Consider the following 25,732-nt stretch of genomic DNA (forward strand, 5'->3'; position numbering starts at 1 on the left):
CCGCCGTCCACGGGGCCGGCGGCGGGGCGGTCACAGGGTGTATTCCTGGATCGAGTCGGCCAGCTGGACGCACAGCTCCTCGGCGTCGAGGCGCTTCTCGATCTGCTTGAGATCCTCGATCTTGGCCCGGGTCTCGGCCCGCTTGGGCGCCAGCAGCGAGCAGCAGTCCTCGTCGGGCAGCTCGGAGATCTCCAGCGTGCCGATGCGCCGGGCCTCGGCCATGATCTCCGTCTTGTCCCAGCCCACGAGCGGGCGCAGGATCGGCAGCTCGACGGCGTTGTCCTGGGCCGTGATGTTGGTCAGCGTCTGGGAGGAGACCTGCCCGAGCGCGTCGCCCGTGATCAGGGCGGAGGCGCGGATGCGGTGGGCGACCTCCTCGGCCGTCTTCAGCATCAGCCGCCGCTGCGCGATCACCGCCAGCCGGTCCTGGCCGGAGGTGCGGATCGACTGCTGCGCCTTGCCGAACGGCACCACCCACAGCCGCGACCTGCCCTGGAACCGGTCGAGCTTCCTGACCAGCGCGTACGCCTTGTAGATCGACTCCGACGTGGTGAACGGGATGCCGGAGAAGTGCAGGAAGTCGACGTGCAGGCCGCGCCGCATCATCCGGTACGCGGCCACGGGCGAGTCGATGCCGCCCGACATGAGCACCAGCGCCCTGCCGCTGCTGCCGACGGGCAGGCCGCCCTGGCCGGGGATGCCGCCGGTGAAGACGAACACCTCGTCCCTGTCGACCTCGATGAACACCGTCAGCTCGGGGTTCTTCAGGTCGACCGGCAGGCCGTACTCGTCGTTGATGGCGCCGCCGACCAGCCGGTCGAGCTCGTTTGAGCGCAGCGGGAAGCGCTTGTCACGGCGGCGGGAGCGGACCGCGAAGCGGGCGCCCCGCTTGGCCTCCTCGCTCTCGCCGACCAGTTCGAGCCCGGCCTTCAGCACCGCGTCGGGGTCCTTGGCGATCCGCCAGGCGCGGTGGATCCAGACCAGCCCCGGCACGTCGGCGACCCGCTGGGCCACCGCGTCGGCCTGCTCGGCGGTGGCGCCCTCGGGCAGGAAGATCGCGATCACGCCGTGCCGCTTCCGTACGTCGGTCTTGACGCCGAGCGGCTGGATCGCCTCGCGGATGTTGCTGATGAGGCGGCGCTCGAAGAGCTCGCGGTTCTTGCCCTTGAGGACGATCTCGCCCAGCTTGAGCAGAACGCACGGCTCGCCCAGGGCGGACATCGTCATGGTGGAACCTCCGGGGATGATGGGGAAAAGCGCCGTTGATGGCAACGTCGCGACCCATCGAGTTTAGTCCGCGTCGAGTCCCCGCTCGATCGCATATCGAACGAGCTCCACCCTGTTGTGCAACTGCAGCTTGCCGAGGGTGTTCTGCACGTGGTTCTGCACCGTGCGGTGGGAGAGCACGAGTCGTTCGGCGATCTGTCTGTACGACAGCCCCTTGGCGACCAGCCTGAGCACCTCGGTCTCCCGTTCGGTCAACCTCGGCCGGCCACCGGAAGCACCGCCGGCCGCCCCCGCCGATCCGTCGCCCGGGCCGCCGGACTGCGCGGCCAGGCGCCGGTATTCGCCGAGCACCAGCCCGGCCAGGCCCGGCGTGAACACGGCGTCGCCGTCGGCCGTGCGCCGGACCGCGTCGAGGAACTCCTCCCGGCCCGCCGATTTCACCAGATATCCGGACGCGCCGGCCTTGACCGCCTCCAGCACGTCCTCCTGCTCGGCGCTGGCCGACAGCACCAGCACCCTGGGCGCCGGCTCCACCGCGGCCAGCCGCGCGGCCACCTCGGGGCCGGGCAGGTCGGGCAGGTGCAGGTCGAGCACCACCACGTCGGGCAGCACCGCCCCGGCCACGCGCACCGCCTGCCGTCCCTCGCCCACGGCCGCCACGACCTCGTAGCCCGCCTCCGTGAGGTCTCTGGCGACGCCGTCACGCCACATGGGATGGTCGTCCACCACCATGACCCGCACCATGCCGTCACTCTAACGCGGCACCGCACCCCGCCCGCGAGGCCGCGTCCCAGGAGTCAGACCGGGACGGTGATCTCCACCTCCGTGCCCTGGCCGGGGACGCTCACGATCGACACCCGTCCGCCCAGCTCGGCCACCCGCCCCCTGATCGACCTGGCCACCCCCATCCGCCCGTCCGCCGCCGCCTGCTCCAGCCGCCCGTCGGGGATGCCGGGCCCCTCGTCCCTGACCGTGACGGTCACGGCCCCGTCGCACGACTCCGCCAGGACCCACGCCCGCGCCCCGGCCCCGCAGTGCGCGCGCACGTTGTCGATGGCGGCCCCCACCGCGGCGGCCAGCTCCTCGGCCACCTCGGTGGGCAGCACCAGCGGCGTGGCGGGGGTGGAGATCGTGACCTCGGGCGAGCCGTGGCGGCCGAGGAGCGCGCGCAGGTCGGCGCCGCCCCGGGGTGGCGGCGGGCCGGCCGCGACGAGCTGGCGCAGCGCCGCCTCCTGCTCGCCCGCCAGGCGTCCCAGCTCGGCCGCCTCGCCGCCGAGCCGCTGCCCGCGCCGCTGCACCAGGGCGAGCACCTGCAGCACCGAGTCATGGATGCCGCGGGCCAGGCGCTCGCGCTCACGCTGGGCGGCCTCCATCTCGGTGGCGCGCTGCATGCGCTCCTCGGCCCGCCTGGCCAGCCGGGCCACGTCACCGACCACGACGCCGGCCAGGAACAGCAGCACCGTGCCGTTGACGGAGACGGGCACGTCCTCGGCGCGCACGCGCAGCCACAGGTCGCCGGCCGCGACGACGGCGGCGGCCAGCGCGCCGGCCCGCCGGCCTCCGTGCACGGCCCAGGCCAGCACGGGGCCGGCCACCCAGGTCGCGGGCACGGGCAGCGTGCCGGCCTCGCCCTGCCGCGCGCCCTCCACGTACGGGCTGGCCAGCAGGCAGGCCAGCGTCACGACCAGGTCGGCGGCGAGCAGCGGCCACCGGCGCAGCGCCGCGCGGGCGTAGGCGAGCGTGGCCCCCGCGGTCCACAGCGCCATCACGCCGATGACCAGCCAGCCGAGCACCGGGCGGGCGTAGCCGCCGTGCTGGGCCATGAGGACGGCCGCGTACGCCAGCGAGGCCACGCGGAAGACGGCGATCGCCCGCCAGAACGGGCCCTCGATAGCCATGAGACTCTCTCACGTTTCCGACACGCCGGGTTGACCGATAGTTGCGATATCTATGCGAAAGGGACATCCCGGATGGCAGAATCCGGGGACCCCTAATGCAAGGAACCGATAGATGACCGCCGTGAATCATTTCACCTACGGACTGCTCACGCCGTTGCTCGCCTACGTCATGTCCTGCATCGGCTCGATGCTCGGGCTGCGGCTCACCGCGCAGGCGCACGCCTCGCGCGGCGGCGCCCGCGTGCGCTGGCTGCTGGGGGCGGCCATCTCCATCGGGGGCACCGGCGTCTGGGTCATGCACTTCATCGCGATGATGGGCTTCGAGGTGGAGGGCATCCAGATCAAGTACGACGTCTGGCTCACCGCCGCGTCGGCCGTGGTCGCCATCGTGGTCGTCGGCACCGGTCTGTTCCTGGTCTCCTACGGGCGCGGGCGCGTCATCGCACTGCTCGGCGGCGGCCTGCTCACGGGGCTCGGCGTGGCCTCCATGCACTACCTCGGCATGTACGCCATGAACATGTCCGCCCACGTCTCCTACGACCGCCTCACCGTGGGCGCCTCCGTGGCCATCGCCATCGTGGCCTCCACGGTCGCGCTGTGGTTCACCCTCCGCGTCAAGCGGCCCATCTGGATCACCGGCGCCGCCCTGGTCATGGGCCTGGCCGTGGCCGGCATGCACTACACCGGCATGTATGCCATGCACGTCTCCGTCGACCCCGAGGCCTCCCCCGTCTCCGGCGCCGACGCGCTCGACTTCCTGGTCCCGCTCATGACCGTGATCAGCCTGATCACCCTGACCATGCTGCTCATGGTGATCCTGTCGCCCTCGGAGGAGGAGCTGCACGAGGACGCCGAACTCGTGGCCAAGCTCGAACTGCGCCGCCGCACCGCCCAGCAGCAGCAGCTCACCTATCCCGCCCCGGTGCCGCAGCACCAGCCGATGCAGGCCCGACGAAGGTAGTTGCGCGCGCGACGACTCCCTGCTCATACTCCCTTATCGGTGCGTAAGGGATGGGTGGGGGAATGTCGCCGGTTGATCACTTCTCTTTCGGGCTGTTAACGCCCGTGCTCGCGTACATCATGTCCAGCGTGGGGTCGATGCTCGGCCTCCTGCTGACCTCGCGCGCGCGGCTGACACGCGGCCGCGAGACCAAGTTCTGGCTGGTCGGGGCCGCGTTCGCGATCGGCGGCACCGGCATCTGGACGATGCACTTCATCGCCATGCTCGGCTTCTCCGTGCACGGCTCGGTGATCCGGTACGACGTGCCGCTCACCGCCGCCTCGGCGATCCTCGCCGTCGTCGTCGTGGGCATGGGCCTCTTCCTGGCCTCCCACGGGGCCACGCGCGGCGGCGCGGGGACCGGCTTCCTGCTCGGCGGCGGCGTCCTGACCGGCCTCGGCGTGGCCGGCATGCACTATCTGGGCATGGCCGCGATGAACATGTCCGGCATGGTGTCCTACGACCCGGTGATCGTCACGCTGTCCGTGCTGATCGCCGTCGCCGCGGCCACGGTGGCGCTGTGGTTCACGCTGCGGGTCAGCGGCGCGCTGCGGATCGGCGGGGCGGCGCTGGTCATGGGCGTGGCCGTCTCGGGCATGCACTACACCGGGATGTACTCGATGTCGGTCGCCGCGCACACGGAGATGATGCCGGTCGCGGGCGCCCAGGCCATCGACTTCCTGCTGCCGCTCATCGTGGGCATCAGCCTGATCACGGTCGGCCTGCTGCTCACCGTGATCCTGTCGCCGTCGGAGAAGGAGTTGCGCAGCGAGCAGGAGTACCGGCGGCGGCTGCGCGCACGCGACGACGAGGGCGCGCCGGAGGTGGATCTCTTCGGCACGCCCCGCGCTTGAGCTATGTGCATGGGTACGGCTTGCGACGCGTAGTGGGCCGCCGACTCGCTGCGGCGCAAGCCGTACCCCTCGGGGGTTGTAGCGGTAACCCCGCTGCCTCAGAAGGTACGGCCGCCCGCTTTCACGTCACTTACAACCGGCCGGACAACGGCTAACCGAAGAACACCTCCGCCTCGGAGTAACGCGACACGGGAACGGTCTTGAGTTCGGCCGTGGCCTCGTCGAGCCCGACCCGGACGATGTCGGTGCCGCGCAGCGCGACCATCTTGCCGTAGTCGCCCTCGTGGGCCGCGTCGATGGCCTGCAGGCCGAACCTGGTGGCCAGCACCCGGTCGTAGGCCGTCGGGGTGCCGCCGCGCTGAATGTGGCCGAGCACCGTGGTGCGGGCCTCCTTGCCGGTACGCTTCTCGATCTCCTTGGCCAGCACCTCCCCGATGCCGCCGAGGCGTACGTGACCGAACGCGTCGAGCGTGCCGGCCTGCAGTTCCATCTGGCCTTCGATCGGGTGGGCGCCCTCGGCGACCACGATGATGGGCGAGTAGCGGGTGCGGAAGCGGGACTCGACGTATTCGCAGACGCGGTCGATGTCGAACGGCTTCTCCGGGATGAGGATGACGTTCGCGCCGCCGGCCATGCCCGCGTGCAGGGCGATCCAGCCCGCGTGGCGGCCCATGACCTCGCAGATGAGCGCCCGGTGGTGGGACTCGGCCGTGGTGTGCAGCCGGTCGATGGCCTCCGTCGCGATGTTGACCGCGGTGTCGAAGCCGAAGGTGTAGTCGGTGCCCGACAGGTCGTTGTCGATGGTCTTGGGCACGCCCACGACCTTGACCTGGCGGTCGTAGAGCTGTTTGGCGACGCCCAGGGTGTCTTCGCCGCCGATGGCGATCAACGCGTCCACGCCGGTCGAGGCGAGGTTCTCCTTGATCCGGTCGACGCCGCCCTCGATCTTGATCGGGTTGGTCCTGGAGGAGCCCAAGATGGTTCCTCCGCGTGGCAGGATGCCGCGGACCGCTCCGATGTCGAGCGGCATCGTGTCGCCTTCCAAGGGGCCGCGCCAGCCGTCGCGGAAGCCGACGAACTCGTGGCCGTAGACGCTCACCCCCTTACGCACCACTGCCCTGATCACGGCGTTCAGGCCGGGGCAGTCGCCGCCTCCGGTGAGCACTCCAATACGCATGGCGGGTTCCTCCCGATAGGGGGTCACGAACCAGACCTTCATGTCAGACTCGCATTGTGCCCGCCCTCACACGCAGTGGTCTAGACCAAACGCCAGGCCCGGAGACTAAACCCTGATTTGGCGGAGATTTCGTGCAGGTGTCGGCTACCGACGCCGGGGACACCAGGGGCTATAGCCCTCGTTGTCCCCGAAAACGGGCAGATCCCGTCCGAGGCGCTTCCCGCTTCCCCGCCGGGCCCGCGGCGAAGCGGGTGAGCAGATTGGTCGTGGCGCGGCGGGTGAAGGCGGCGGCCGCCCCGGTGACGCCGTGGCCGCAGCGTGAGCCGCGCAGCGCGCACACCCAGCGCATCGTGCCGGAGGCGAAGACCCCCGCCCCGCTCGGCGCCGTGTAGTACGTGCTGTGCGTGACGCTCGCCCGGCCGCCGCACGAGAACGGCGACTCGGCCAGCACCTGGACGTCGCGCGGCGAGCCCCGCGAGACCCGGTCGGTCTCCACGCCCACCATGCCGGGGAAGCTGCGCCCCTTCGTCCCGGCGAAGATCCAGTGGCCCGGCCTGGTCACCCGGTAGACGCCCTCGGCGGGGAAGCAGTCGTACATCTGCCCCACCAGCGCGCTCTCCGGCTTCGACGCGCGCCACACGGGGCAGTCGTCCTCCTTGTCGCAGACGACCTTCCTGCCGTCCACGGCGATGCGCCAGTAGACGGCGTTGGCGCCGAGGAAGGCGAGGTTCGTGCCCCGGTCCCTGGCCCTGGTGACGACCTGGCGCATGGCCGGCGACCAGTACTCGTCGTGGCCCAGCGACACGACCGCTCGGGCCCCGTCGAGCGTGCCGGGTTCGAGGTCGAGGCTGGTCAGGTACGCCAGCGGCACGCCGCTCGCCTCGGCCACGGCCAGGGCCTCCTTCTCGAAGTCGAGGAAGAGACGGGCGCCGGTGCCGTCGTAGGGGCGGTCGAAGCTGACGGCGCGGGAGCGGTCGGCGTACCCGGAGGGGCCCTTGTAGAGGCTGCGCCCGCCCCACAGGTTGTACGCCTGCCAGGTGGTGACCGCGTTCACGATCACCACCCGCCCGGCGGTGGAGGCCGAGCGCACGGTGATCGGCACGTAGCGCTGGGCGCCGGTGGAGGCGTCGAGCCGGATGAGGTACGCGCCCTCCGCCCAGCCCGTGGTGTCCACGGTCAGCGACGGGGTCCAGTGGGCGGCGCTCACCGTGCCGCGGACGAGCCGCATCGGCGCCTGCCGCGTCCCCTTGACCCGTTCCGACTGCCACACCTTGGCCGGGTTCGCCCCCATGCGGAAGGCACTGGCCGTGAAGCGCGGCGCGGTCGTGGAGACGCGCAGCCCGAACCGCTCCCCCGGCAGGACGCTCACCCGGTCGGCGTACCCCTCGATCTCGTGCTCGGCCCCGTGCCGGGTGATCCGCCACGACTCCTGCACGTCCGGCCGGGCCGGCTCGGCGGCCGGCGCCGCCCTCGTGAGCGGCGGGGCGGCGGGCGGCGGCTCGCCACAGGAGGCGACCAGCAGGACCAGGGCGAGAAGGATCTTGCGCACGAGGCCATGGTCACCTCCGGGCTCCTCTTACGGTGCCGGCTTGGCGAAGTGATTAACGGATCAGCACGCAGGCCGGGCTCTCCACCTCGTACCTCTCCCCCGACGGCTCGGGGACGCCGTCGCGCAGCGTGAAGATCGTGACCTCGCCGGAATTCTGGTTGGCCACGTACAGGCGGTCCCCATCGATCGCGAAGTGCCTGGGCCAGTCGCCGCCCGAGGGCACCTCGGCGACCGGCGACAGGTCGGCGGCGCGCAGCACCGCGATCGTGTTCGGGCCACGGTTGGCGACGTAGACGAGGTCGCCGTCGAGCTGCAGGTGGGAGGGGGCGTTGGCGCCCTCGTGGCGGGAGGCGGGCACGGTCGTGCGGCGTTCGCCGTCGATCAGGGTGACGGTGCCGTCGAGTTCGCCCGCCACGTACAGGCGGGAGCCCGAGAAGGCGTAGTGGCGCGGTCCCGTGCCGGGCGGCAGGGTGATCGGCTCCAGCTCGGTGCCGTCGTAGCGGTAGCGGCGGATCTCGTCGGTGCCGAGGTCGGAGACGTGCACGAGCCCGTCGCGGAAGACGGCCTGGTGGGCGTGCGGGCCCTCCTGGCGGTCCTTGTCGGGACCCGAGCCCTCGTGGCGCAGCACGATCGGCTCGCCCTCGAACGCGCCCCGCTCGTCGAGGCGGTAGAGGGTGGCCGTGCCGTCGCCGTAGTTGGCCGCCGCGAGCAGGCCGCCCTCGGGCGCCACGGCGACGTGGCAGGGGTAGGAGCCCTCGCTGGGGCGCTCGTCGAGCGGGCCGAGGTCGCTTCCGTCGGCCTGGAAGGCGGTGAGCCAGCCGCGTTCGAGCTCGCCCACGGCGTACAGGACGGGCAGGGAGGGATGGGCGGCCAGGAACGACGGTGACGTCACCCTGGTGAGCCCGCCGCCGACCGTGATGATGCCGGGGCCGTATCCGCCTATGCGCACGTACTTCACAGCGGGGGTCCTCCTATGGTTGACTGCGGCAATGAATTCGTTGACGGAAGCAAGGGTCTCTGAGGTGAGAGCCTTCAACCGGTTCTATACGAAAGTGATCGGCGCGCTCCAGGCGGGGATGCTCGACTCGCCGTACTCGCTGACCGAGGCCAGGGTGCTGTTCGAGCTCGCCCAGGCGGAGCGGATGGAGACCGGCGAGCTGCGCGGCCTGCTCGGCCTGGACGCGGGCTACCTCAGCCGCATCCTGACCCGCTTCGAGGCCGACGGCCTGATCATCCGCGAGCGGTCCGCCGCCGACGCGCGCAAGCAGCTCGTCCGGCTCACCCCGGGCGGCGACGAGGTCTTCACCGGGCTCGACGCCCGCTCCGCCGAGGTGATCGGGCGGCTGATGTCCGGCCTGGCCGAGGCCGACCAGGAGCGGCTGGTGTCGAGCATGGCGGCGATCAGGTCCCTGCTGAGCGCGGCGGAGCGGGAGCGCGAGCCGTACGTGATCAGGCCGCCGCGCCCCGGCGACCTCGGCTGGGTCGTCGAGCGGCACGGCGCCCTCTACAGCTCCGAGTACGGCTGGGGCATCGAGTTCGAGCAGCTCGTCGCCCGGATCGTCGGCGACCTCGACCTCACCCGCGACACCGGCTGGATCGCCGAGTCCGGCGGCCGGCGCGTCGGCTGCGTCTTCTACGTCCGCCAGGACGCCACCACGGCCAAGCTGCGCATGCTGCTGGTCGACCCGGCCGCGCGCGGCCTCGGCATCGGTCGCCGCCTCGTCGAGGAGTGCCTGCGGCACGCCCGGGCCGAGGGCTGCGAGCGGATCACCCTGTGGACCCGCGACAGCCTGGTGAGCGCCCGGCGCATCTACCAGGCGGCGGGGTTCTCGCTGGAGTCGCAGGAGAAGGGGATGGAGAACGGAGTCCCGGTCAACGAACAGATGTGGTCCCTAGCCCTCCACCCCACCACCTGACCCACCCCACCCGAACCCACCCACCGACCCACCACCCCACCGCTGACCCGGCCCACCGTCCCACCGTCTGAGCCGCCCCGGCCAAGCCGTCCCACCAGTTCACCGCCTCACCCACCCACCGGCTGACCGGCTGAGCGGGGTCCGTCGAGACGTCCCCGGTCCGGCACAAGCGGCCCGGGGCAGGCCACGGACGGAGATCGTCCAGGCTCTCCAGGGTTGTCCGGAGGCTCGGCTCAGGTGCGGAAGGGGCCCGTTACCTCGAACGTGTGGCCCTCTGTGCGGCCGCGTCTGGCCGAGAAGTAGAGGCGCTCGCCGGCGGGTGAGAAGGCCAGCCCGGTCAGCTCGGCCCCGTCGTAGCCCTCCAGCCGCAGGAACGGGGTCACCGCGCGGTCGGGCGCGATGACGTCGATCTCCGCGCGCTCCCTGGCGACGTAGAGGTCACCCGACGGGGCGGCGGTGATGGCGCGCACGCCCTCGCAGAGCCGGTCGAGCGACGAGGTCTGGGCGTCGTACGCCCACAGCCCGGTGTCACCCTTGGTGGTGAAGTAGCAGACCCCGCCCGCGTAGTGGCAGCCGTCGCCGCCGTCGAAGTGGCGGGCGTCGTCGACCTGGTGGCGGGCCTCCTTGAGCAGGGCCGCCGGCGACGGCACCGCCTGCCAACGGCCGGAGCCGCACAGGACCTCCAGCGTGCCCTCGGTCAGGTCGCCCCAGTCGCCGGGCCGGAACCGGTAGAAGCAGCCGTCGGGCTCGTCCTCGGTCATGTAGATGACGCGCCGCTCGGGGTCGCAGGCGGCGGCCTCGTGCTTGAAACGCCCCATGGACAGGCGGGGACGCGCCGCCCGCGCGCCGTAGGGGTCGCACTCGAACACGCGCCCCCGATGGCCGAGCTCGCACGACAGCCACGTGTGCCACGGCGTCGCGCCGCCCGCGCAGTTGAGATCGGTGCCCGACAGGATGCGGTAGGCGTCGGCGACACTGCCGTCGGCGCGGAAGCGCAGCGCCGAGGCGCCGCCGAGCAGGGGCAGCTCGGAGTTGGACACGTAGATCCAGCCGGCTCCGTCGGGGAAACAGGCGCCGCCGTCGGGCGCCGAGTGCCACGTCAGGCCGGCGACCTTGTCGCCCGACCGGGCCACGACCCTGCCGGTGAACCCCGGGGGCAGCGCGAGGCCGCCGGGGCCGGTCAGGCCGAGCGGTCCGTACGGGCTGATGCCGCCCGCCAAGAGCGGGCCCGTGCGGAGGAGAGTCTTGCGGGACATCGTTGGGCCTCCCTCTAGGTGCCACGCTAGTCGACCGCACCGACATGAATGGCAGGGACTCGCGAGTTCAAACTCTGCGCAAACCCCGAAGACCCGCGCCGGACACGCGAAACCCCAGCCCGGGCCACCTGCTACCGGGCACGCAGAAAGCCGGCACAGCCACCTCCTACCGGACACGCGCAAACCCCGGCACGAACCTTCTGCCGCCAGGTCCGCGAAACCCCGGCACGGGCCACCTGCCGCCTGGCCCGCGAAAACCCCGGCACGAGCCCACCTGCAGCCGAGGGCACGCGAACACCTCGGCGCGGGCACCCCGGCCTCCGGACATGCGAAAGCCCGGGCTGGCGAGCCCGGGCTTTCCGCCCCCGCATCAGCGCTGGGCCTGGAACATCCAGTGCTGCTTGTCCAGTTCCTGCGTCACCGCGATCAGCAGGTCCTGGCTGACCGGGTCGGCTTCCTCGGTGGCCTGGATGCGCTCGTACATGCGCTTGCTGATGCCGTCGAGGATGTCCGTCATCGTCGCCGCCACCTTGCCGTCCTCGATCCAGCCGCTCTCCGGCTGAGGCAGCTTCGTGGAACGGGAGACCGTGGCGGAACGGCCGTCCGGGCTGATCCCGAGGGCGACGGCGCGTTCGGCGATGGTGTCCATGTGGGTCCTGGCCAGCTGGGTGACCTCGTCGAGCTGGAGATGGAGTGCGCGGAAGTGGGAACCGATGAGGTTCCAGTGCGCCTGCTTGGCGACCAGGGACAGATCGATCAGATCCACCAGGGCGCCTTGGAGGGCTTCCGCGACGGTGTTCTTTGCATCGCCCGAAAGTGGGCCGGTGATCGTAGCCATGCTCTTCTCCTCCCCGAGGGGTGGGCTTTACACCTGGCTCAACGTCCTATTTGGGGTGGTTCTTCCCACATTTTCGGTAGTTGACAGTGTAATAGTGACAGTGTCAGTGTGGTCGTATGAGTGACACCTGGACGATCGGCGAGCTGGCCGAGCACGCGGCGCGCGCCCTGCGCGACGGCGCGCCGCCTCCTGCCAACGGCCGGGTCCGCGACGTGCCCGGGGAGCGGTTGATCAGGTGGTACACGACCATCGGGCTGGTCGACCCGCCACTGACCCGGCGCGGCCGGATCGCCCGCTACGGGCGGCGGCACCTGCTGCAACTGGTGGCGGTGAAACGACTACAGGCCGCCGGCCGCTCGATCGCCGAAATCCAGACGGCCCTGGCGGGAGCCACGGACCGCATGCTGGAGTCAGCGGCAAACCTGGCCCACCCACCAGACCCCAAGACCGCCACCTTCCTAGACGACTCTTCCCCTGCGGGCCCCCCTCCGGACAGCGCCACCCTGGGCAACGCACCCTCGGGCAACACATCCCTGGATGTCGCGTCTAGGGATGCTGCGTCCCGGAACGGCGCCTCTCATGGCAACGCATCCTCGGGCAACGCAGCCCAGGACAGCGTGTCCTTGGAAGCCGCCTCTCTGGACGGCGCATCCCTTGAGAACGGATCCGTGGATGCCGGATACCCGGATGGTGCATCCCTGGACAACGCGTCCTCGGACGCTGGGTCCCTCCACGGCGTGTCCCGTGAAGGTGGGACCGTGGAAGGCGCTCTGCTGGGGGACGGCGGGCGGGCGGGGCGGGGGCGGTTCTGGGTCGAGCGGCCGGATGCGGCGGGGGTGACGGCCCGGGAGAGGGCGGCGGGCACGCCGAGCCCGGCGAAGGCGGCGCGGCGGGAGGGGGACGGTCGCCGGGTGGTTACGGGGGTCAGGCTGGGCGGCGGGGCGCGGCTCGTGCTGGACGCGGGGCGGGTTCCGTCGGAGGAGGACGTTCAGGCGGTGCTGGCGGCGGCGGGACCGCTGCTCGCGGTGCTCGAAGAGAGGAATCTGATATGAAGATCACTTCGCTGGAGCCCGCGCGGTGCCTGCCGGTGCCGGACGCCGGGTTCGGCGCGCTGCTGACCGAGCGCGGCAACCTGCCGCTGGAGAGCGTGGACGTGGCCGCGGACATCTCGGGGCTCATCGCCGGGGTCGAGGTCACGCAGGGGTTCAGGAACCCGTTCGACGTCACCCTGGAGGCGACGTACGTCTTCCCGCTGCCCGAGCGCGCGGCCGTCACCGCGTTCCGGATGGAGGCCGACGACCGCGTGGTCGAGGGCGTGCTCAAGGAGCGCGGCCAGGCCAGGGCCGACTACGACCGGGCGCTGCGCGAGGGCAGGCGGGCGGCCATCGCCGAGGAGGAGCGGCCCGACGTGTTCACGATCAGGGTGGGCAACATCCTGCCCGGCGAGCGCGTCACGGTCAGCCTGTCGATGAGTCAGCCGCTGCCGTACGAGGACGGCGCGGCCACGTTCAGGTTCCCGCTGGTCGTGGCGCCGCGTTACATCCCCGGCCGGCCGATCGACGGGCCGCCGGCCGGTGACGGCACGGCGCCCGACACCGGCGCGGTCCCCGACGCCTCCAGGATCAGCCCTCCCGTGCTGCTGCCCGGCTTCCCCGAACCGGTGCGGCTGTCGCTGACCGCGCGCGTGGACGCCGCCGGTCTGGAGCTGCGCGAGCTGGCCTCCAGCCTGCACGTCGTGGAGGAGGAGACCAGCGGGCCCGATCAGGCGATCCGTACCGTACGCGTGCGTCCCGGCGAGCGGCTCGACCGCGACTTCGTGCTGCGGCTGTCGTTCGACGCCTCCACGGCGCTGCAGCTCGACGGCCGGGGCACGTTCGCGCTCACCGTGCTCCCACCGCCGCTGCCGGCTCCGCGCACCCCGCGCGACCTGGTGCTGCTGCTCGACCGGTCCGGCAGTATGGGCGGCTGGAAGATGGTGTGCGCCCGGCGGGCGGCCGCGCGCATCGTCGACACGCTGACGCCGCAGGACCGGTTCGCGGTGCTGACCTTCGACTCCGTGGTGGAGCAGGCGTTCGAGGGGATGGCGCAGGCGTCCGACCGCAACCGCTACCGCGCGGTCGAGCACCTGTCCCGGGTGGACGCCCGCGGCGGCACCGAGCTGCTGGAGCCGCTGCGCCAGGCCATCGCGCTGCTGGACGGCGAGAGCGGGCGCGAACGCGTCGTGGTGCTGGTCACCGACGGCCAGGTGGGCAACGAGGACCAGATCCTGGAGCAGGCGGGCGGCGCGCTGTCGGCCATGCGCGTGCACACGGTCGGCATCGACAGGGCGGTGAACGCCGGGTTCCTCGGCCGGCTGGCCGGGCTCGGCGCGGGCCGGTGCGAGCTGGTCGAGTCGGAGGACCGCCTCGACGCCGCCATGGAGCACATCCACCGCAGGATCGGCGCGCCGCTGGTCACCGACCTGGAGATCAAGGATCTGGACGTCGAGCCCGGCACGCTCACCCACCTCGGCTCGATCTTCCCGGGCGTGCCGCTGCGCGCGTACGGGCGCTACCGCGAGGGCTCGTCGGTCACCGTGCGCGGGATGGCGGCGGGCGCGCCGTGGGAGGAGCGGGCCGAGGGCGTGACGGTCGACAGCCCGGCCGTCCGCGCCGTCTGGGCCCGAGCCCACCTGCGGGAGCTGGAGGACCGTTACGCCATGGGCGAGCACGGCCTGGAGGAGCAGATCGTGCGCACGTCGCTCGAGTACGGCGTGCTCTGCCGTTTCACCGCGTACGTGGCCGTCGACACCAGGCAGGTCGCCGGCGAGGGGCCGGAGCACCGGGTGATCCAGCCGGTCGAGCCGCCGAGCGGCTGGGAGATGCCGGCGCCGCCGCCGATGGGCGGTTTCGCGGCCGGCGTGATGCTGGCCTCGGCTCCCCCGCCGGCGCCCCGGATGCGGATGCCGGCGGCGCCTGGGATGGCCGAACTGGACCAGGGATTCGTCGGCGGCGGCGCACCGGAGGGCGGGCCCGGTGGTCCTGGAGGCGCGCCCGCGTCCGGTGGGCCGGAGAGCGGGCCCGTGTTCGGCGGGGGCGCGCCCACGTTCGGCGGGCCGCCGGTGCCCGCCGCGCCTCCGTACGTGGGGAGGGGCAGAGGCGGGTCCGTCCCCCGGCCGGGGTCCGCGGGCGGGCGCGCTGGGCATCGGCTGGAGTCGGTACGTCCCCAGCTGGCCGCCGAGCTCGACCGCCTCAACGCCCTGCCCCTGCCGGATCTGCTGTACCTGGCCGACCTGGGCACCCGACTGGCGGCGCTGGCCGCCTACCTCGGGGGTCACGAGGAACTGGAGCGGCTGGCCGGCGAACTGGAGGCGGCGGAGCGCCCAGGGGCCGACGCGCGCTCCCTGCACGACCACGCCGTCGAGGTCCTGACCACGTTCCTCGGCGATAACCGACGCGAGTCCGGCGACGGCGCTCCGCCCGAAACCGGCGGCAGGAGGCGCGGGCCGTTCTGGAAGCGCGGCTGACGGCGCGGCGCCGGCGGCTACATGATCGGGCTCCACTCCCGTAGGAGCTCGATCTTGTAGCCGTCCACCGCCGTGTACGGGTCCCGCTCGAGGATGTCCCGCAGCTCCGCCTCGTCGGTCACCTCGTAGACGTGCAGGGCACCGCTGTCGTCGGCCCAGGGGCCTGCGGTCACCAGCCGGCCCTGTTCCTTGAGGCGCCGCAGGTGTTCCCGGTGGGCGGGGCGGGCCGCGAGTCGCCGGGGGTCGCCGTCGAAGGACATGTGCACCACGTATCTCGCCATGCCCCGTCACGTTAGGGCGCGGTCGCCCGAGCGGTCAGCATCGCGGGTCACGGGGGTGGTGTATCACGGGATACATGACGTACACACTGGCCGGTCTGCCCATGTTCGGCGGGCTCGGCGAGGAGCGGCTGCGCGCGCTGGAGGCGGTGGGCCGCGAGCGGCGGTACGGGGCCGGGCAAGTCCTGTGCACCGAGGGCGACCCGGCCGATCAGTTGATCGTGCTGCTGGAGGGGCGGGTCAAGGCGGGGCGGGTGAGCGCGGAGGGCAGGGAGGTCGTCCTGGCCGTGGAGGCGGCGCCGGTCGCGTTCGACAAGACGGCGCTGCTGGTGGACGGCCCGCACCGGGCCACGCGCACGGCCATGACGGCGGTGCGGGTCGCCTATCTGCCGCGCGCCGCCGTGATGGAGCTGGTCGCCTCGGAGCCGTCCGTGGCGGCGCGGATGTTGCGCACGCTGGCCGCCACCGTACGGGATCTCGACGAGCGGCTGCTGGACGCGGCGACGCGGGACGTGCCGTCGCGGGTGGCCTCCTGGCTGGTACGGCGCTGCGCGGGCGGCCGGGTGCCGCTGCACGGCGGGCAGGCCGGTCTGGGTGCCGAGATCGGCGCGACGCGGGTGAGCGTCAACCGGGCTCTGCGGGGGTTCGAGCGCCGAGGCTTGATCGAGATCGGCGCGGGTGAGGTGGTCGTGCTCGACCCTCGCCTCCTGGCCCACCTCGCCGCCGTGCCCACCCCTCCCCCATGAGCCCGCTTCGACCGGACGTCCGGCAGGGAGCCCCCGCTCGCCAGGGCAGCTCGCACCGGAAGGCTGGGTGGGGCCTTCCGCGCGAGTATCGTGTCCGGTGGTGCCGGGCGATCACGGTGGGGTCGCTGCGGAACGGCCTGACCTGCCTGGCCGTGTGATCGTCGCGTCCCGGGGGTGGTCATGCCGCACATACCCTGGATAAGTGACGACACTTGTCCTGGACGGCGGGCTGGCGACGCAGCTCGAAAGGCTCGGCGCGGACCTGCGTGACGAGCTGTGGTCGGCGCGGCTGCTGCTGGAGGAGCCGGAGCTGATCAGGCGCGTGCACGCCGACTACTTCGCGGCCGGCGCCGACGTCGCCACCACGGCCAGCTACCAGGCCTCGCTGCCGGGTTTCGCGCGGCGCGGGCTGGACGCGGCCGAGGCGGCCCGGCTGCTGCGGCTGTCGGTCGAGCTGGCCGGGCAGGCCCGCGACGAGGCGGGGCGGGGGCTGGTGGCGGCCTCGGTGGGCCCGTACGGCGCCTACCTGGCCAACGGCGCCGAATACACCGGCGACTACGACCTCGACGAGGACGGCCTGTACGCCTGGCACCTGCCGCGCTGGGAGATCCTGGCGGCGGCCGGGGCCGATCTCCTGGCCTGCGAGACGATCCCGTCCTACCCGGAGGCGCGGGCGCTGGACAGGCTGCTGCGGAGCGCGCCCGAGGTGAAGGCGTGGGTGAGCTTCTCCTGCCGCGACGGCGAGCGGCTCAACGACGGCACGCCGATCCGCCGGGCCGCCGCGCTGTTCATGGGCAATCCGCAGGTGGTGGCGGTCGGCGCGAACTGCACGGCGCCCCGTCACCTGCCCGGGCTGATCTCGTGCCTGTCCGGTGGCCTGCCCGTCGTGGTCTACCCGAACTCGGGCGAGACGTGGGACGCGGCCGGCCATCGCTGGCTGGGCCTGGCCGACCCGGTGGAGTTCGGCGTGGCGGCCGTGGAGTGGCAGCGGGCGGGCGCGTCGCTGATCGGCGGCTGCTGCCGTACGACACCCGAGTACATCGCCCAGATCCGCGCCCGGCTGACCTGAGCCACCGGCGGAGCCACCGAAGCATCCCGCGCCCGGCTGGATCAAGCCGCCGGATCCGTGGCGGGAGCCCCCTGACGACCGGCCTGAGCCTGAGCCGCCGGCAGGGACGCCGCGGGATCCCGCGCACGGGTGAGTGCGCGGGTCCTGGGCGTCGGGTTCCGGCGGCTATGCGATGGCCGGTGCGGTGCCGCGGCGGCGGCCGAGTGCGCGGTCGAGGGCGAAGGCGCCACCCCCGGTGAAGCCGACGGCCAGGCTGGCCGCGGCCAGCGCCAGCACGAACTCGTAGCCGCCCTCGCCCGCCAGCCCGTTGGCGCCGTGGACGAAGACGATCGCGCCGATCATGTCGAGGGCCAGCAGCGCGCCCGCGACGGGCAGCGCCACGCCCAGGATCAGCGCCAGCCCGCCCGCGATCTCCAGGACGGCCACGGCCGGAGCCGCCAGGCCGGCCAGCGGAATGCCGACGGACTCGAAGAACTTGGTCGTGCCCGCGATCCCCATGGTCGCGAACTTCTGGTAGCCGTGCACCAGGAAGATCACCCCGACGGCGATCCTGGCCAGCAGCAGGACGACGGGACGCGCCTGATCCACCATGCGCTCTCCTCGATGATTGTTTGAATTTGAACGACAACTCTAGCAGTGGTCGTTCAAATTCGAACGACAGTACACTGATGCGGTGACGGACCCCCGGACAGACCCCCGCTGGCTGGACGCGACCGAGATGGCGGCGTGGCGCGCCTTCCTGTCCACCTCCCACCTTCTCGAACGGCGCATCGAAGAGCAGCTCAAAGCCGCCGCCGGGCTCACCCACCCGCAGTACGAGATCCTGGTGCGGCTCGCCGACGCCCCCGGCCGCCGGCTGCGCATGACAGAGCTGGCCAGGGGCGTAGTCGCCTCGAAGAGCGCGCTGACGTACCAGATCACCCAGCTGGAGAAGGCGGGCCTGGTCCGGCGGGCGACCTGCCCGTCCGACGACCGCGGCGTGCTGGCGGTGCTCACCGAGGCGGGCATGAGCTGTCTGGAACGGGTGGCGCCCGGCCACCTGGAGATCGTCCGCGAATACCTGATCGACCGGCTCAGCCGCGAGGAGCTGCGCGCCATGACGAGCGCGATGCGCAAGTCGGAGGAGGCCTTACGCTCCTCCGTGTGACCGCCTCAGGCGGGCCCGCGGAGCCTGCGAAAGTCACCGCCCTGACCCCAGGGTCTAGTGCTTGGCCGCCGCGGCGCGGGCGGCGCGTTCCATCTCGACCCTGGCGCTGGCGGCGTACTTGTCGACGTATTCCTGCCCCGACAGCTCCATCAGCGCGTACATGATCTCGTCGGTCACCGCGCGCAGCACCAGCCGGTCATCCTCCATGCCGTAGTAGCGGGAGAAGTCGAGCGGCTTGCCGAACTTCACGCCCGGCCGGATGCCCAGCTTGGGCAGCGGCCGCCCCGGCGGCATCATCTCGTAGGTGTTGACCATCGCCCACGGGATCACCGGCACCCGCGACTCCAGCGCGAGCCGGGCGACGCCGGTCTTGCCCTTGTAGAGGCGGCCGTCGGGCGAGCGCGTGCCCTCGGGGTAGATGCCCAGGATGTTGCCCTCGCGCAGGATGCGCAGCCCGGTGCGCAGGGCGGCCTCGCTGGCCTTGCCTCCCGAGCGGTCGATCGGCACGGTGCCGACCCCGCTGAAGAACAGCCGGGTGAAGAAGCCCTTGACGCCGCTGCCGGTGAAGTAGTCGGCCTTGCCCAGCGAGATGACCTTGCGGCGGATCTGCAGCGGGCCGAAGAAGTGATCGGCGAACGACAGGTGGTTGCCGGCCAGGATCGCGGGCCCCTGCTTCGGCACGTTTTCGCCGCCCTCGGTCCACGGCCGGAACACGAGGTGGAGGAACGGCCCCAAGATGGCCTTGACCACCCAGTAGAACACCTGGCACCTCTTCCTGCGCACGTCGTCCTGCGGGCACTTCGTCCGGCCGTCATCCGCCGGCGGGCAGAGTCATCTTCCCACCTTGACGGCCATGCTCCTACATCACCTCTCGCACAAACACCTCGAAACATGCGACGATCGGGCCGTTCTGGAGGAAATTGCCGGAATGAAACAGCACAGAGGAGCTGTTATGCCGCTCATGCCAGGCGCGGAGCCCTACCACCACGACGCGGGTCAGATCGGCGTGCTGTTGTGCCACGGTTTCACCGGGACGCCGCAGTCGCTGCGACCGTGGGCCGAGTACCTGGCCGGGCACGGGGTCAGCGTCTCGCTGCCCCGCCAGCCCGGGCACGGCACCAGGTGGCAGGAGATGAACCGCACGCGCTGGGAGGACTGGTACGCCGAGGTGGAGAAGGCGTTCGCGGACCTCCAGGGCCGGTGCGCGGAGGTGTTCGTGGCAGGGCTGTCGCTGGGCGGCTGCCTGGCGCTGCGGCTCGCCGAGGTGCACGGCGCGGCCATCAGGGGCGTGATGGTGGTCAACCCGTCGATCGCGCTCGACGTGCCGCTGCTGCGGCTGGCCCCCCTGCTCAAGTGGTTCGTCGCGTCGGTCCCCGGCGTCGCCAACGATGTCAAGAAGCCCGGTGTGACAGAGCTGGCCTACACCCGCACCCCGGTGAAGGCGGCGGCCTCGCTGCCCGGCCTGTGGTCGCTGGTGCAGGCCGACCTGGCGAAGGTGACACAACCGCTGCTGGTCTTCCACAGTACGGAGGACCATGTGGTCAAGCCCGCGAGTGTCGCGATCATCCGGGCGAAGGTCCCGCAGGCCACGATCGAGGAGCTTACCGATAGCTACCATGTTGCGACGCTGGACAACGATGCCGACCGGATCTTTGCCGGTAGCCTCGACTTCATCCGGACACATGCCTCGGTACCCTTGCAGAGGGACTGATCGCACCCAGGGGGAAGTCGCGATCGCTGCGGAGAGGCCCATCTAGGTGACGCCCCAGAGTGACGAGGACGAGGTCTGGCGGCAGATCGTCGCGTCCTTCAACGACACAGCCGAGCGCGACTCGGCCGACCAGCCATGGCCGGACAGCGAGAACGTCCCCGCCGAGCCGATCCGCCGCGTGGTCAAGCCGCCGGAGCACGCGGACGGCGACGACGCCTCCGGCCGCGATCCCGAGGACGATCCCTCCGGCCGGGACGAGGACGAGGAGGACGAGGGGCACTTCGAGCCTCCGCCGCCGCCTCCGCTGCCCAAGGTCGACCTGGCGACCAAGCTGGCGTGGGTGGCGCTGTTCGGCGGCCCCGCCTACCTCCTGGTCGCGGCGATGGCCAGCTGGCACATGGAGGGGTGGGCGCTGTTCACCGCGGTGGCGGCGTTCATCGGCGGGTTCGTGGCCCTCGTGGTCCGCATGGGCGACGGCCCGCCCAACGACTCGGGCTGGGACGACGGCGCGGTCCTCTAGCGAACGCGCCGCCGACGCCGGCGCCGTTCTCCGGACGCGCGCCGGGACCGGGACGCCGGCGTGGTCCGCTGAAGGTCCGCTGAAGTCCCGCAGGGCCTCTCAGGACTTCTGGGTGGTCGTCTTGGGCGCGAACGTCTCCACCACGTCGGTGTAGCGATCGGCCTTGTCGACCGCGTGCCCGACCGCCCACACCGTCCCCTTGCCGGCGAGGTAGGTCACGGCCTGCAGCCGTACGCTGCTCCTGCCCTTCTTGGCCTCGCCCCTGATGACCTCGCAGCGCCCCTTCTCGCACCGCGTCATGAACGGCTCCGCGGCCTCGGAGGGGTCGTAGCCCGTCATCCAGTAGCGGCCCTTGCCGTCGCCGGTCACCCCGTAGATCCTGGCCTCGGCGCCGGGCAGCCGCAACCGGCGCCAGCGCTTGCCGTTCCAGGCCAGGGCGAGCGGCGAGATCTCGCCGGGCCCGCGGTAGACGCCGCCCACGGCCAGCGCCCGCTTGGAGTTGTCGACCTGGAGGTCGCGCAGGTAGCCGCCGGGGACGGACGGCACCGGCATGGACTTCCAGGTGCCGCCGGAGCTGTGCATGATCAGCGGCCCGTTACCGGTGTCGCCGACCGCGAACCCGCCCGCCACCGCGTAGAGCGCGCCCTTCTCCTTGGTCTCCTGCGCGGTCCAGGAGTTGCCCTGGCCGGTGAGGATGAGCGCGTTGCGCTCGCGGCTGCCGACCGCCACGACCTTGCCCGACTTTGCGTCGATGCCGCCGAGCCAGTCGCCCGCCCGCATGGCCTGCGGCCGGAGCCGGTCGAACCCGCTCGTGTCGCCGTGGGCGAGGAAGGGGACCCCGTCGTGCCCGTCGCCGACCGCCCACACGTCGGACGCCGACGCGGCGGCCAGCCCGCGCAGGTTGCCCGCGGCCGTGGCATCGCGCACGCTGACCTCGGACCACTTGCCGCCGTCCCAGTGGCGGATGGTGCCGCGGTTCTTCCAGACGTCCCAGATCTCCTGCTGCCCCACCGCCCACACGTCGGTGGGAGAGATCGCCAGCACGTCGGACAGCGAGCCGTCGGGCTGGAGGCGGACGCTGGTCGACTGCTGCCATGCCTCGATCTGGGCCTCGCTCTGGGCGGGACGGGGATCGGCATGCGCGGCGGGCGTGACCTGCGTCAAGGCCACGGACGTCGCCAAGATCAAGGAGAGCGCACGCCGCTGAGAGCGACGAGTCATGAGGAAATGCTACGGGCTGGAGAGCCTGTTCTGCCCTCTAGTGCCCAAGTCGCAACTCCGCGGCGACGGGCAGATGGTCGCTGGCCCCGGCGAGATCGGCGCCCGGCGCGTCCACTCCCCCGCACGACAGGACGCTCGTCCCGCGCGCGGCGAAGACGGCGTCGATCCGCGCGGACGGCCGGTCCGCGGGGAAGGTCAGCCCGTCCCCTTTCGGCGCGACGGCGTAGCAGTCGGCCAGCCGGCCGGCGAGATAACGCCAGGCCGGCTGGTGCGCCCGCTCGTTGATGTCGCCGGCGAGCACGATCGCGGCGTCGTGGCGGGCCGCCACCCGCTCCATGATCGCCATCGCCTCGGCGGCGTGGTGCATCCTGGCCGCCTGGTGCAGGTCGAGGTGGAGCGAGCCGACGGCCAGGCACGCCCCCTCGGCGCGCACCACGGCGACGGCCAGCCCGCGCCGCTCCAGGCCGAGGAAGGAGCGCAGCGCGTGGCTCTCGGCGTGCAGCACGCGCACGCGCCGGCCGGTCAGCACGGCCACTCCGCCGGTCCTGGCGGGGGTGGCCACGGCGAGGCCGGCCGCGGCGGCCAGGGCCGCGCGCCCGGCCCGCCAGCGGCCGAACCTGGGCGCCTCCTGCACGCACAGCACGTCGGCGCGCGCGGCGGTCATGACCCGGCCCAGCGCGGGCACGCTGTCGCGCATCCCGTGGACGTTGTAGGTCGCGATCCTGATCGTCACGTACGGGCTGCGGTTCTAGCGCCGCCTGGCCAGGTCGGCCGCGCCCACGACCCCGGCCGAGGCGCCCAGCTCGGCCAGCTTGATCTCGGCCAGCGGGCGGTGCCCTCTGCCGGTGATCCGCTCGCCGAAGGCCTCCCTGGCCCGGTCGATGAACAGGTCGGCGGCGCGGGAGACGCCGCCTCCGACGATGAAGCAGCCGGGGTCGAGGATGGCGGCCAGGTCGGCCATGCCCTGCCCGAGCCAGTCGCCCAGGCTTTGGAAGGCGGCCAGCGAGGCCTCGTCGCCCAGCCGGGCGGCCTCGGTGATCTCCTCGCCCTCGATCTTGCCGCCGGCCAGGCCCAGCAGGGTGCGGGCCCGCTCCGGCTCCGCCTCGGCGATCTCCCTGGCGTCCTTGACCAGGGCCTGGCCGCTGGCGTACTGCTCCCAGCAGCCGACGTTGCCGCACCCGCACAGCCGCCCGCCGGGCAGCACCTGCATGTGGCCCAGCTCGGCGCCCATGCCCCAGCGGCCGCGGTAGAGGGCGCCGTCGAAGACCAGGCCGCCGCCGATGCCGGTGCCGAGCGTCAGGCAGACCACGTGGGACTGCCCTCGGCCGGCGCCGAACCGGGTCTCGCCCCAGGCCATGGCGTTGGCGTCGTTCTCGATCACGACCGGCAGGCCGACCATGCCGCTGATCTTCTTCTGCAGCGGCTCCTCGCGCCAGGCCAGGTTGGGGGCGAAGCGCACCATCGACCGGGTCTCGTCCACGAACCCTGCCGCTCCGACCCCGACGGCCTCGACGTCTCTTCCCTGCGAGAGCTCGCGAACGACGTCGGCCACCGTCTCGGCCACCACGTCCGGCCGGTCGGCGGCGGTGGGCCTCAGCGTGTGTTCGACGATCTCGCCGTTGTCGTCGACCACGCCGGCGGCCACCTTCGTCCCGCCGATGTCGACACCGATCGTGAGCATGCCCCGTGTCTCCTCTATCCCAGATCTATGTGTTCCACGTCGCCGCGATCGCGTCCGTCGCGGTCGCGGTCGTCGCGCGGCCTGCTGTCGCGCGTCGCGGGCCGGCCCAGGGCGTCGAGCGCGCCGCGGAAGGCGGCGAACAGCTCACCGCCCGCGGCGACCAGGTGCCCGGTGACGTCGCCGCCGGACTCACGCTGCGCCGCGATCGCCCGGCAGACCGGGCAGGCGCGGCAGATGTACTCGTCATGCGGCTCGGAGACGGCCTCCTCCCACACGTCCCGCTCCCTGCGGCCACCGCCGCCGGTGAAGGAGTTGAACACGCTCTTGCCGACCTGGCGGGTCGCCCGGCCCTGGATCGAGTCGAACAGCTTGCGCGCCTCGTCGGCCACCGTGCCGATCGGGTCCCTGGTGTCCCCGGCCGCGGTGTTCCTGTCTCTGGCGGTGTTTCTGCCGGTGCCTCTGTCGTTGCTCTCGGTCATGCTGGGCCCTCCCTGACTTGTGGGTCGCTCATCCATTCAACTCATCAGGTCGCGGATTCGCTCCCGGAGTCGTACGGCTGTGCGGCCCAGGTCACGCGGAGCACCCCGTCGCGCAGCGCCGCCCCGCTGATCTTCCTGCGGGCCAGCGCCGCCGGCAGCGCCAGAATCCTGCGGTACGGGCCCGCCGTGATGATGAGCTCGTCGCCCTTGCGGGCCAGGTCGACGTCCTCGCGGCCGGCGCCTGGCAGCGCCAGCGACAGCTCGTCCGCGCTCATCCGCAGCGGCGGCTCGACGGAGTGGGGGGCGAACGGATCGGCGTCGCCGTACATCGCGGCCCCGACCTCGGCCAGCGCGTCCTTGCCCACGGGCTCGGCGGGCAGGTAGGGCACGACGTGGATGGGCAGCGGCGCGAACGACTGCTCCGCCTCGGCCAGCAGGCGCGACTGCGCCGCCACCCACTGGGCGCGCCACTCGTCGGCGCCTCCGGCCGGGAAGACCCGGTTGGCGACGACGGCGTCGACGCGGTAGCCGTACAGGCTGAGTGAGGTCAGGGTGCGCCTGGCCTCGGCGAGGACCACGGCCTCGGGGGTGAGCACGAGCCGGACGGAGGCGTGGTCGCCGGTGAGCAGCTCGCGCACCTCCATGAGGCCGCGGTGGAAGCGCTCGCCCGCGTTCATCACGTCCTCGCCGGGGGCGCTCACGTGGGCCACGCTGCGCACGAACGGCGAGACGAGCCGCAGCACCTTGCGGCCGACCGGCATGAGCCTGGAGACGTGCCAGTCGAGTGCCTCGGGCAGGGCCAGCAGCCGCAGCGTCTCGGCGGTGGGGGCGCAGTCGACCACGATCACGTCCCAGCGGCCCTCGCGGGCGTGCTCGCGCAGTTCGAGCAGGGCGATGAGCTCCTCGGCGCCGGGCAGGACCGTGATCTCCTCGGAGGTGATCTCGTCGAGGCCCAGCTCGCCCAGCACGCCCCTGGCGTAGTCGCGCAGCTCGCCCCAGTGGCGCTCCAGCGTCTTCTGCGTGTCCACCTGGCGCAGGTGCAGGCCGGGCGCGATCTCGCCCGGCTCGACCGCGAGCGCGTCGGCCAGCGAGTGGGCGGTGTCGGTGGAGACGATGAGCGTCTTGAGGCCGCGGCGGGCCGCGAGCGTGGCGGTCGCGGCGGCGGCCGTCGTCTTGCCGACGCCGCCCTTACCGGTGAAGAGCAGGACGCGCGGGCTCAAGTCAGCGGCCTTCTACGCGCTTCTTGAGACCCTTGAGCGCGGTGTCCACGATCACTTTCTCCGCCTTGCGCTTGATCAGGCCGATCATGGGGACGCTGAGATCGACCGTCAGCTCGTATGTCACCTCGGTGTCACTGCCCGCGCCGGCCAGCCGGTAACTTCCCTTGAGCTCGGAGACCATCCTGCCCGGCTCCGCCACCTGCCAGCTGACGCCCTCGTCGCCCTGCCAGGCGTAGGCGAGGGTGTAGGAGTCGCTGATCGGGCCCGCGTCCAGGGCGAACCGGACCGTGCTCGGCCGGCCGTCCTCGTCGCGGGAGAGGACCTCCGCGCTCTTCACCTGGCCCGCCCACTGCGGGTAGGAGGGGAAGTCCGCGATGACCGCCATGACCTCGGCGCGGCCGGCGCCGATGGTGGTGCTCGAAGTGGTGCGATCAGCCATG

27 protein-coding genes are annotated in these 25,732 nt (G+C 72.2%); 10 read left to right on the forward strand and 17 right to left on the reverse strand.

Going from position 1 to position 25,732, the window contains the following annotated elements; translation table 11 throughout:
• Nucleotides 1-30: 30 nt before the first annotated feature.
• The 3 genes from thiI to macS all read right to left on the reverse strand — a co-directional run bounded on the left by thiI (nt 31) and on the right by macS (nt 3,125).
• Nucleotides 31-1,227 (reverse strand): tRNA uracil 4-sulfurtransferase ThiI, encoded by a 1,197-nt coding sequence (gene thiI, locus OIE67_RS28715; RefSeq protein WP_326626239.1) that lies wholly within the window; start codon nt 1,225-1,227, stop codon nt 31-33.
• A gap of 63 nt (nt 1,228-1,290) precedes the next feature.
• Nucleotides 1,291-1,971, reverse strand: coding sequence for a response regulator transcription factor (locus OIE67_RS28720; protein ID WP_326626241.1), 681 nt, complete (start codon nt 1,969-1,971; stop codon nt 1,291-1,293).
• 53 nt (nt 1,972-2,024) lie between these two features.
• The gene (gene macS, locus OIE67_RS28725; protein ID WP_326626243.1) at nt 2,025-3,125 is read right to left on the reverse strand and encodes a MacS family sensor histidine kinase; all 1,101 of its coding nucleotides are present in this window, start codon (nt 3,123-3,125) and stop codon (nt 2,025-2,027) included.
• Nucleotides 3,126-3,237: 112 nt separating this feature from the next.
• Between macS and OIE67_RS28730 the strand changes: the two genes are divergently transcribed.
• Both OIE67_RS28730 and OIE67_RS28735 read left to right on the forward strand, forming a co-directional pair.
• On the forward strand, nt 3,238-4,086 hold the full coding sequence (locus OIE67_RS28730) for an MHYT domain-containing protein (protein WP_326626245.1): 849 nt from the start codon (nt 3,238-3,240) through the stop codon (nt 4,084-4,086).
• Between the two features lie 104 nt (nt 4,087-4,190).
• Nucleotides 4,191-4,979: an MHYT domain-containing protein gene (locus tag OIE67_RS28735; protein ID WP_326626247.1), complete on the forward strand. Its 789-nt coding sequence runs from the start codon at nt 4,191-4,193 to the stop codon at nt 4,977-4,979.
• 151 nt (nt 4,980-5,130) lie between these two features.
• On the opposite strand, the gene OIE67_RS28740 is transcribed toward OIE67_RS28735, so the two are convergent.
• From OIE67_RS28740 to OIE67_RS28750, 3 genes are all read right to left on the reverse strand, one after another.
• Nucleotides 5,131-6,156, reverse strand: a complete 1,026-nt coding sequence (locus tag OIE67_RS28740; protein WP_106244870.1) for a 6-phosphofructokinase — start codon at nt 6,154-6,156, stop codon at nt 5,131-5,133.
• 169 nt (nt 6,157-6,325) lie between these two features.
• Nucleotides 6,326-7,705, reverse strand: a complete 1,380-nt coding sequence (locus OIE67_RS28745) for a N,N-dimethylformamidase beta subunit family domain-containing protein (protein ID WP_326626251.1) — start codon at nt 7,703-7,705, stop codon at nt 6,326-6,328.
• A 52-nt stretch (nt 7,706-7,757) separates the two neighbouring features.
• Nucleotides 7,758-8,663 carry a lactonase family protein gene (locus OIE67_RS28750; protein WP_326626253.1) on the reverse strand — a complete coding sequence of 302 codons (906 nt, stop codon included), beginning with the start codon at nt 8,661-8,663 and terminating at the stop codon, nt 7,758-7,760.
• A gap of 94 nt (nt 8,664-8,757) precedes the next feature.
• On the opposite strand from OIE67_RS28750, the gene OIE67_RS28755 reads away from it, so the two are divergent.
• Entirely contained in the window at nt 8,758-9,621 is an 864-nt protein-coding gene (locus OIE67_RS28755) for a bifunctional helix-turn-helix transcriptional regulator/GNAT family N-acetyltransferase (RefSeq protein WP_326626255.1), read from the forward strand.
• Nucleotides 9,622-9,854: 233 nt separating this feature from the next.
• Here the strand turns inward: OIE67_RS28755 and OIE67_RS28760 are convergent, their stop codons facing one another.
• Together OIE67_RS28760 and OIE67_RS28765 are read right to left on the reverse strand one after the other, a co-directional pair.
• Nucleotides 9,855-10,877, reverse strand: coding sequence for an alkaline phosphatase PhoX (locus tag OIE67_RS28760; RefSeq protein WP_106244458.1), 1,023 nt, complete (start codon nt 10,875-10,877; stop codon nt 9,855-9,857).
• A 370-nt stretch (nt 10,878-11,247) separates the two neighbouring features.
• Nucleotides 11,248-11,715 carry a Dps family protein gene (locus OIE67_RS28765; protein ID WP_326626258.1) on the reverse strand — a complete coding sequence of 156 codons (468 nt, stop codon included), beginning with the start codon at nt 11,713-11,715 and terminating at the stop codon, nt 11,248-11,250.
• Nucleotides 11,716-11,831: 116 nt separating this feature from the next.
• Here OIE67_RS28765 and OIE67_RS28770 point away from each other — a divergent pair, with 116 nt between their 5' ends.
• Both OIE67_RS28770 and OIE67_RS28775 read left to right on the forward strand, forming a co-directional pair.
• Nucleotides 11,832-12,767: a helix-turn-helix domain-containing protein gene (locus OIE67_RS28770; RefSeq protein WP_326626260.1), complete on the forward strand. Its 936-nt coding sequence runs from the start codon at nt 11,832-11,834 to the stop codon at nt 12,765-12,767.
• Entirely contained in the window at nt 12,764-15,220 is a 2,457-nt protein-coding gene (locus tag OIE67_RS28775) for a VIT domain-containing protein (RefSeq protein WP_326626263.1), read from the forward strand. The genes OIE67_RS28770 and OIE67_RS28775 overlap by 4 nt, the downstream gene beginning before the upstream one ends.
• Nucleotides 15,221-15,237: 17 nt before the next feature.
• On the opposite strand, the gene OIE67_RS28780 is transcribed toward OIE67_RS28775, so the two are convergent.
• Complete coding sequence (locus tag OIE67_RS28780) at nt 15,238-15,501, reverse strand: YciI family protein (protein WP_326626265.1); 264 nt, start codon at nt 15,499-15,501, stop codon at nt 15,238-15,240.
• A gap of 74 nt (nt 15,502-15,575) precedes the next feature.
• On the opposite strand from OIE67_RS28780, the gene OIE67_RS28785 reads away from it, so the two are divergent.
• Both OIE67_RS28785 and mmuM read left to right on the forward strand, forming a co-directional pair.
• The gene (locus OIE67_RS28785; RefSeq protein WP_326626267.1) at nt 15,576-16,244 is read left to right on the forward strand and encodes a Crp/Fnr family transcriptional regulator; all 669 of its coding nucleotides are present in this window, start codon (nt 15,576-15,578) and stop codon (nt 16,242-16,244) included.
• 202 nt (nt 16,245-16,446) lie between these two features.
• Nucleotides 16,447-17,313, forward strand: coding sequence for a homocysteine S-methyltransferase (gene mmuM, locus OIE67_RS28790; protein WP_326626269.1), 867 nt, complete (start codon nt 16,447-16,449; stop codon nt 17,311-17,313).
• A gap of 165 nt (nt 17,314-17,478) precedes the next feature.
• On the opposite strand, the gene OIE67_RS28795 is transcribed toward mmuM, so the two are convergent.
• Nucleotides 17,479-17,904, reverse strand: a complete 426-nt coding sequence (locus OIE67_RS28795) for a DoxX family protein (protein WP_326626270.1) — start codon at nt 17,902-17,904, stop codon at nt 17,479-17,481.
• Nucleotides 17,905-17,986: 82 nt separating this feature from the next.
• Here OIE67_RS28795 and OIE67_RS28800 point away from each other — a divergent pair, with 82 nt between their 5' ends.
• Nucleotides 17,987-18,460, forward strand: coding sequence for a MarR family winged helix-turn-helix transcriptional regulator (locus tag OIE67_RS28800; protein WP_326626272.1), 474 nt, complete (start codon nt 17,987-17,989; stop codon nt 18,458-18,460).
• 54 nt (nt 18,461-18,514) lie between these two features.
• Here OIE67_RS28800 and OIE67_RS28805 read toward each other — a convergent pair whose 3' ends face one another.
• Nucleotides 18,515-19,222: a lysophospholipid acyltransferase family protein gene (locus OIE67_RS28805; RefSeq protein ID WP_106244445.1), complete on the reverse strand. Its 708-nt coding sequence runs from the start codon at nt 19,220-19,222 to the stop codon at nt 18,515-18,517.
• A 190-nt stretch (nt 19,223-19,412) separates the two neighbouring features.
• On the opposite strand from OIE67_RS28805, the gene OIE67_RS28810 reads away from it, so the two are divergent.
• Both OIE67_RS28810 and OIE67_RS28815 read left to right on the forward strand, forming a co-directional pair.
• Entirely contained in the window at nt 19,413-20,171 is a 759-nt protein-coding gene (locus OIE67_RS28810; RefSeq protein WP_106244443.1) for an alpha/beta hydrolase, read from the forward strand.
• Between the two features lie 46 nt (nt 20,172-20,217).
• Complete coding sequence (locus OIE67_RS28815; protein ID WP_326626277.1) at nt 20,218-20,691, forward strand: hypothetical protein; 474 nt, start codon at nt 20,218-20,220, stop codon at nt 20,689-20,691.
• A 99-nt stretch (nt 20,692-20,790) separates the two neighbouring features.
• Here the strand turns inward: OIE67_RS28815 and OIE67_RS28820 are convergent, their stop codons facing one another.
• From OIE67_RS28820 to OIE67_RS28845, 6 genes are read right to left on the reverse strand one after another with little or no spacing between them, the layout of a single operon-like run.
• Nucleotides 20,791-21,912 (reverse strand): hypothetical protein, encoded by a 1,122-nt coding sequence (locus tag OIE67_RS28820; protein WP_326626279.1) that lies wholly within the window; start codon nt 21,910-21,912, stop codon nt 20,791-20,793.
• 37 nt (nt 21,913-21,949) lie between these two features.
• Nucleotides 21,950-22,645, reverse strand: a complete 696-nt coding sequence (locus tag OIE67_RS28825) for an endonuclease/exonuclease/phosphatase family protein (RefSeq protein ID WP_326626281.1) — start codon at nt 22,643-22,645, stop codon at nt 21,950-21,952.
• Nucleotides 22,646-22,660: 15 nt separating this feature from the next.
• Nucleotides 22,661-23,593: an ROK family glucokinase gene (locus OIE67_RS28830; protein WP_106244439.1), complete on the reverse strand. Its 933-nt coding sequence runs from the start codon at nt 23,591-23,593 to the stop codon at nt 22,661-22,663.
• A 14-nt stretch (nt 23,594-23,607) separates the two neighbouring features.
• The gene (locus OIE67_RS28835; RefSeq protein ID WP_326626284.1) at nt 23,608-24,072 is read right to left on the reverse strand and encodes a DUF5304 family protein; all 465 of its coding nucleotides are present in this window, start codon (nt 24,070-24,072) and stop codon (nt 23,608-23,610) included.
• A 44-nt stretch (nt 24,073-24,116) separates the two neighbouring features.
• Entirely contained in the window at nt 24,117-25,292 is a 1,176-nt protein-coding gene (locus tag OIE67_RS28840; RefSeq protein WP_106244435.1) for an ArsA family ATPase, read from the reverse strand.
• A gap of 1 nt (nt 25,293) precedes the next feature.
• A complete protein-coding gene (locus tag OIE67_RS28845; protein WP_106244433.1) occupies nt 25,294-25,731 on the reverse strand; it encodes an SRPBCC family protein in 438 nt (145 codons plus the stop codon).
• Between the last annotated feature and the right edge of the window lies 1 nt (nt 25,732).

The organism is Nonomuraea fuscirosea (assembly GCF_035917475.1).
Lineage (GTDB): Bacteria > Actinomycetota > Actinomycetes > Streptosporangiales > Streptosporangiaceae > Nonomuraea > Nonomuraea fuscirosea.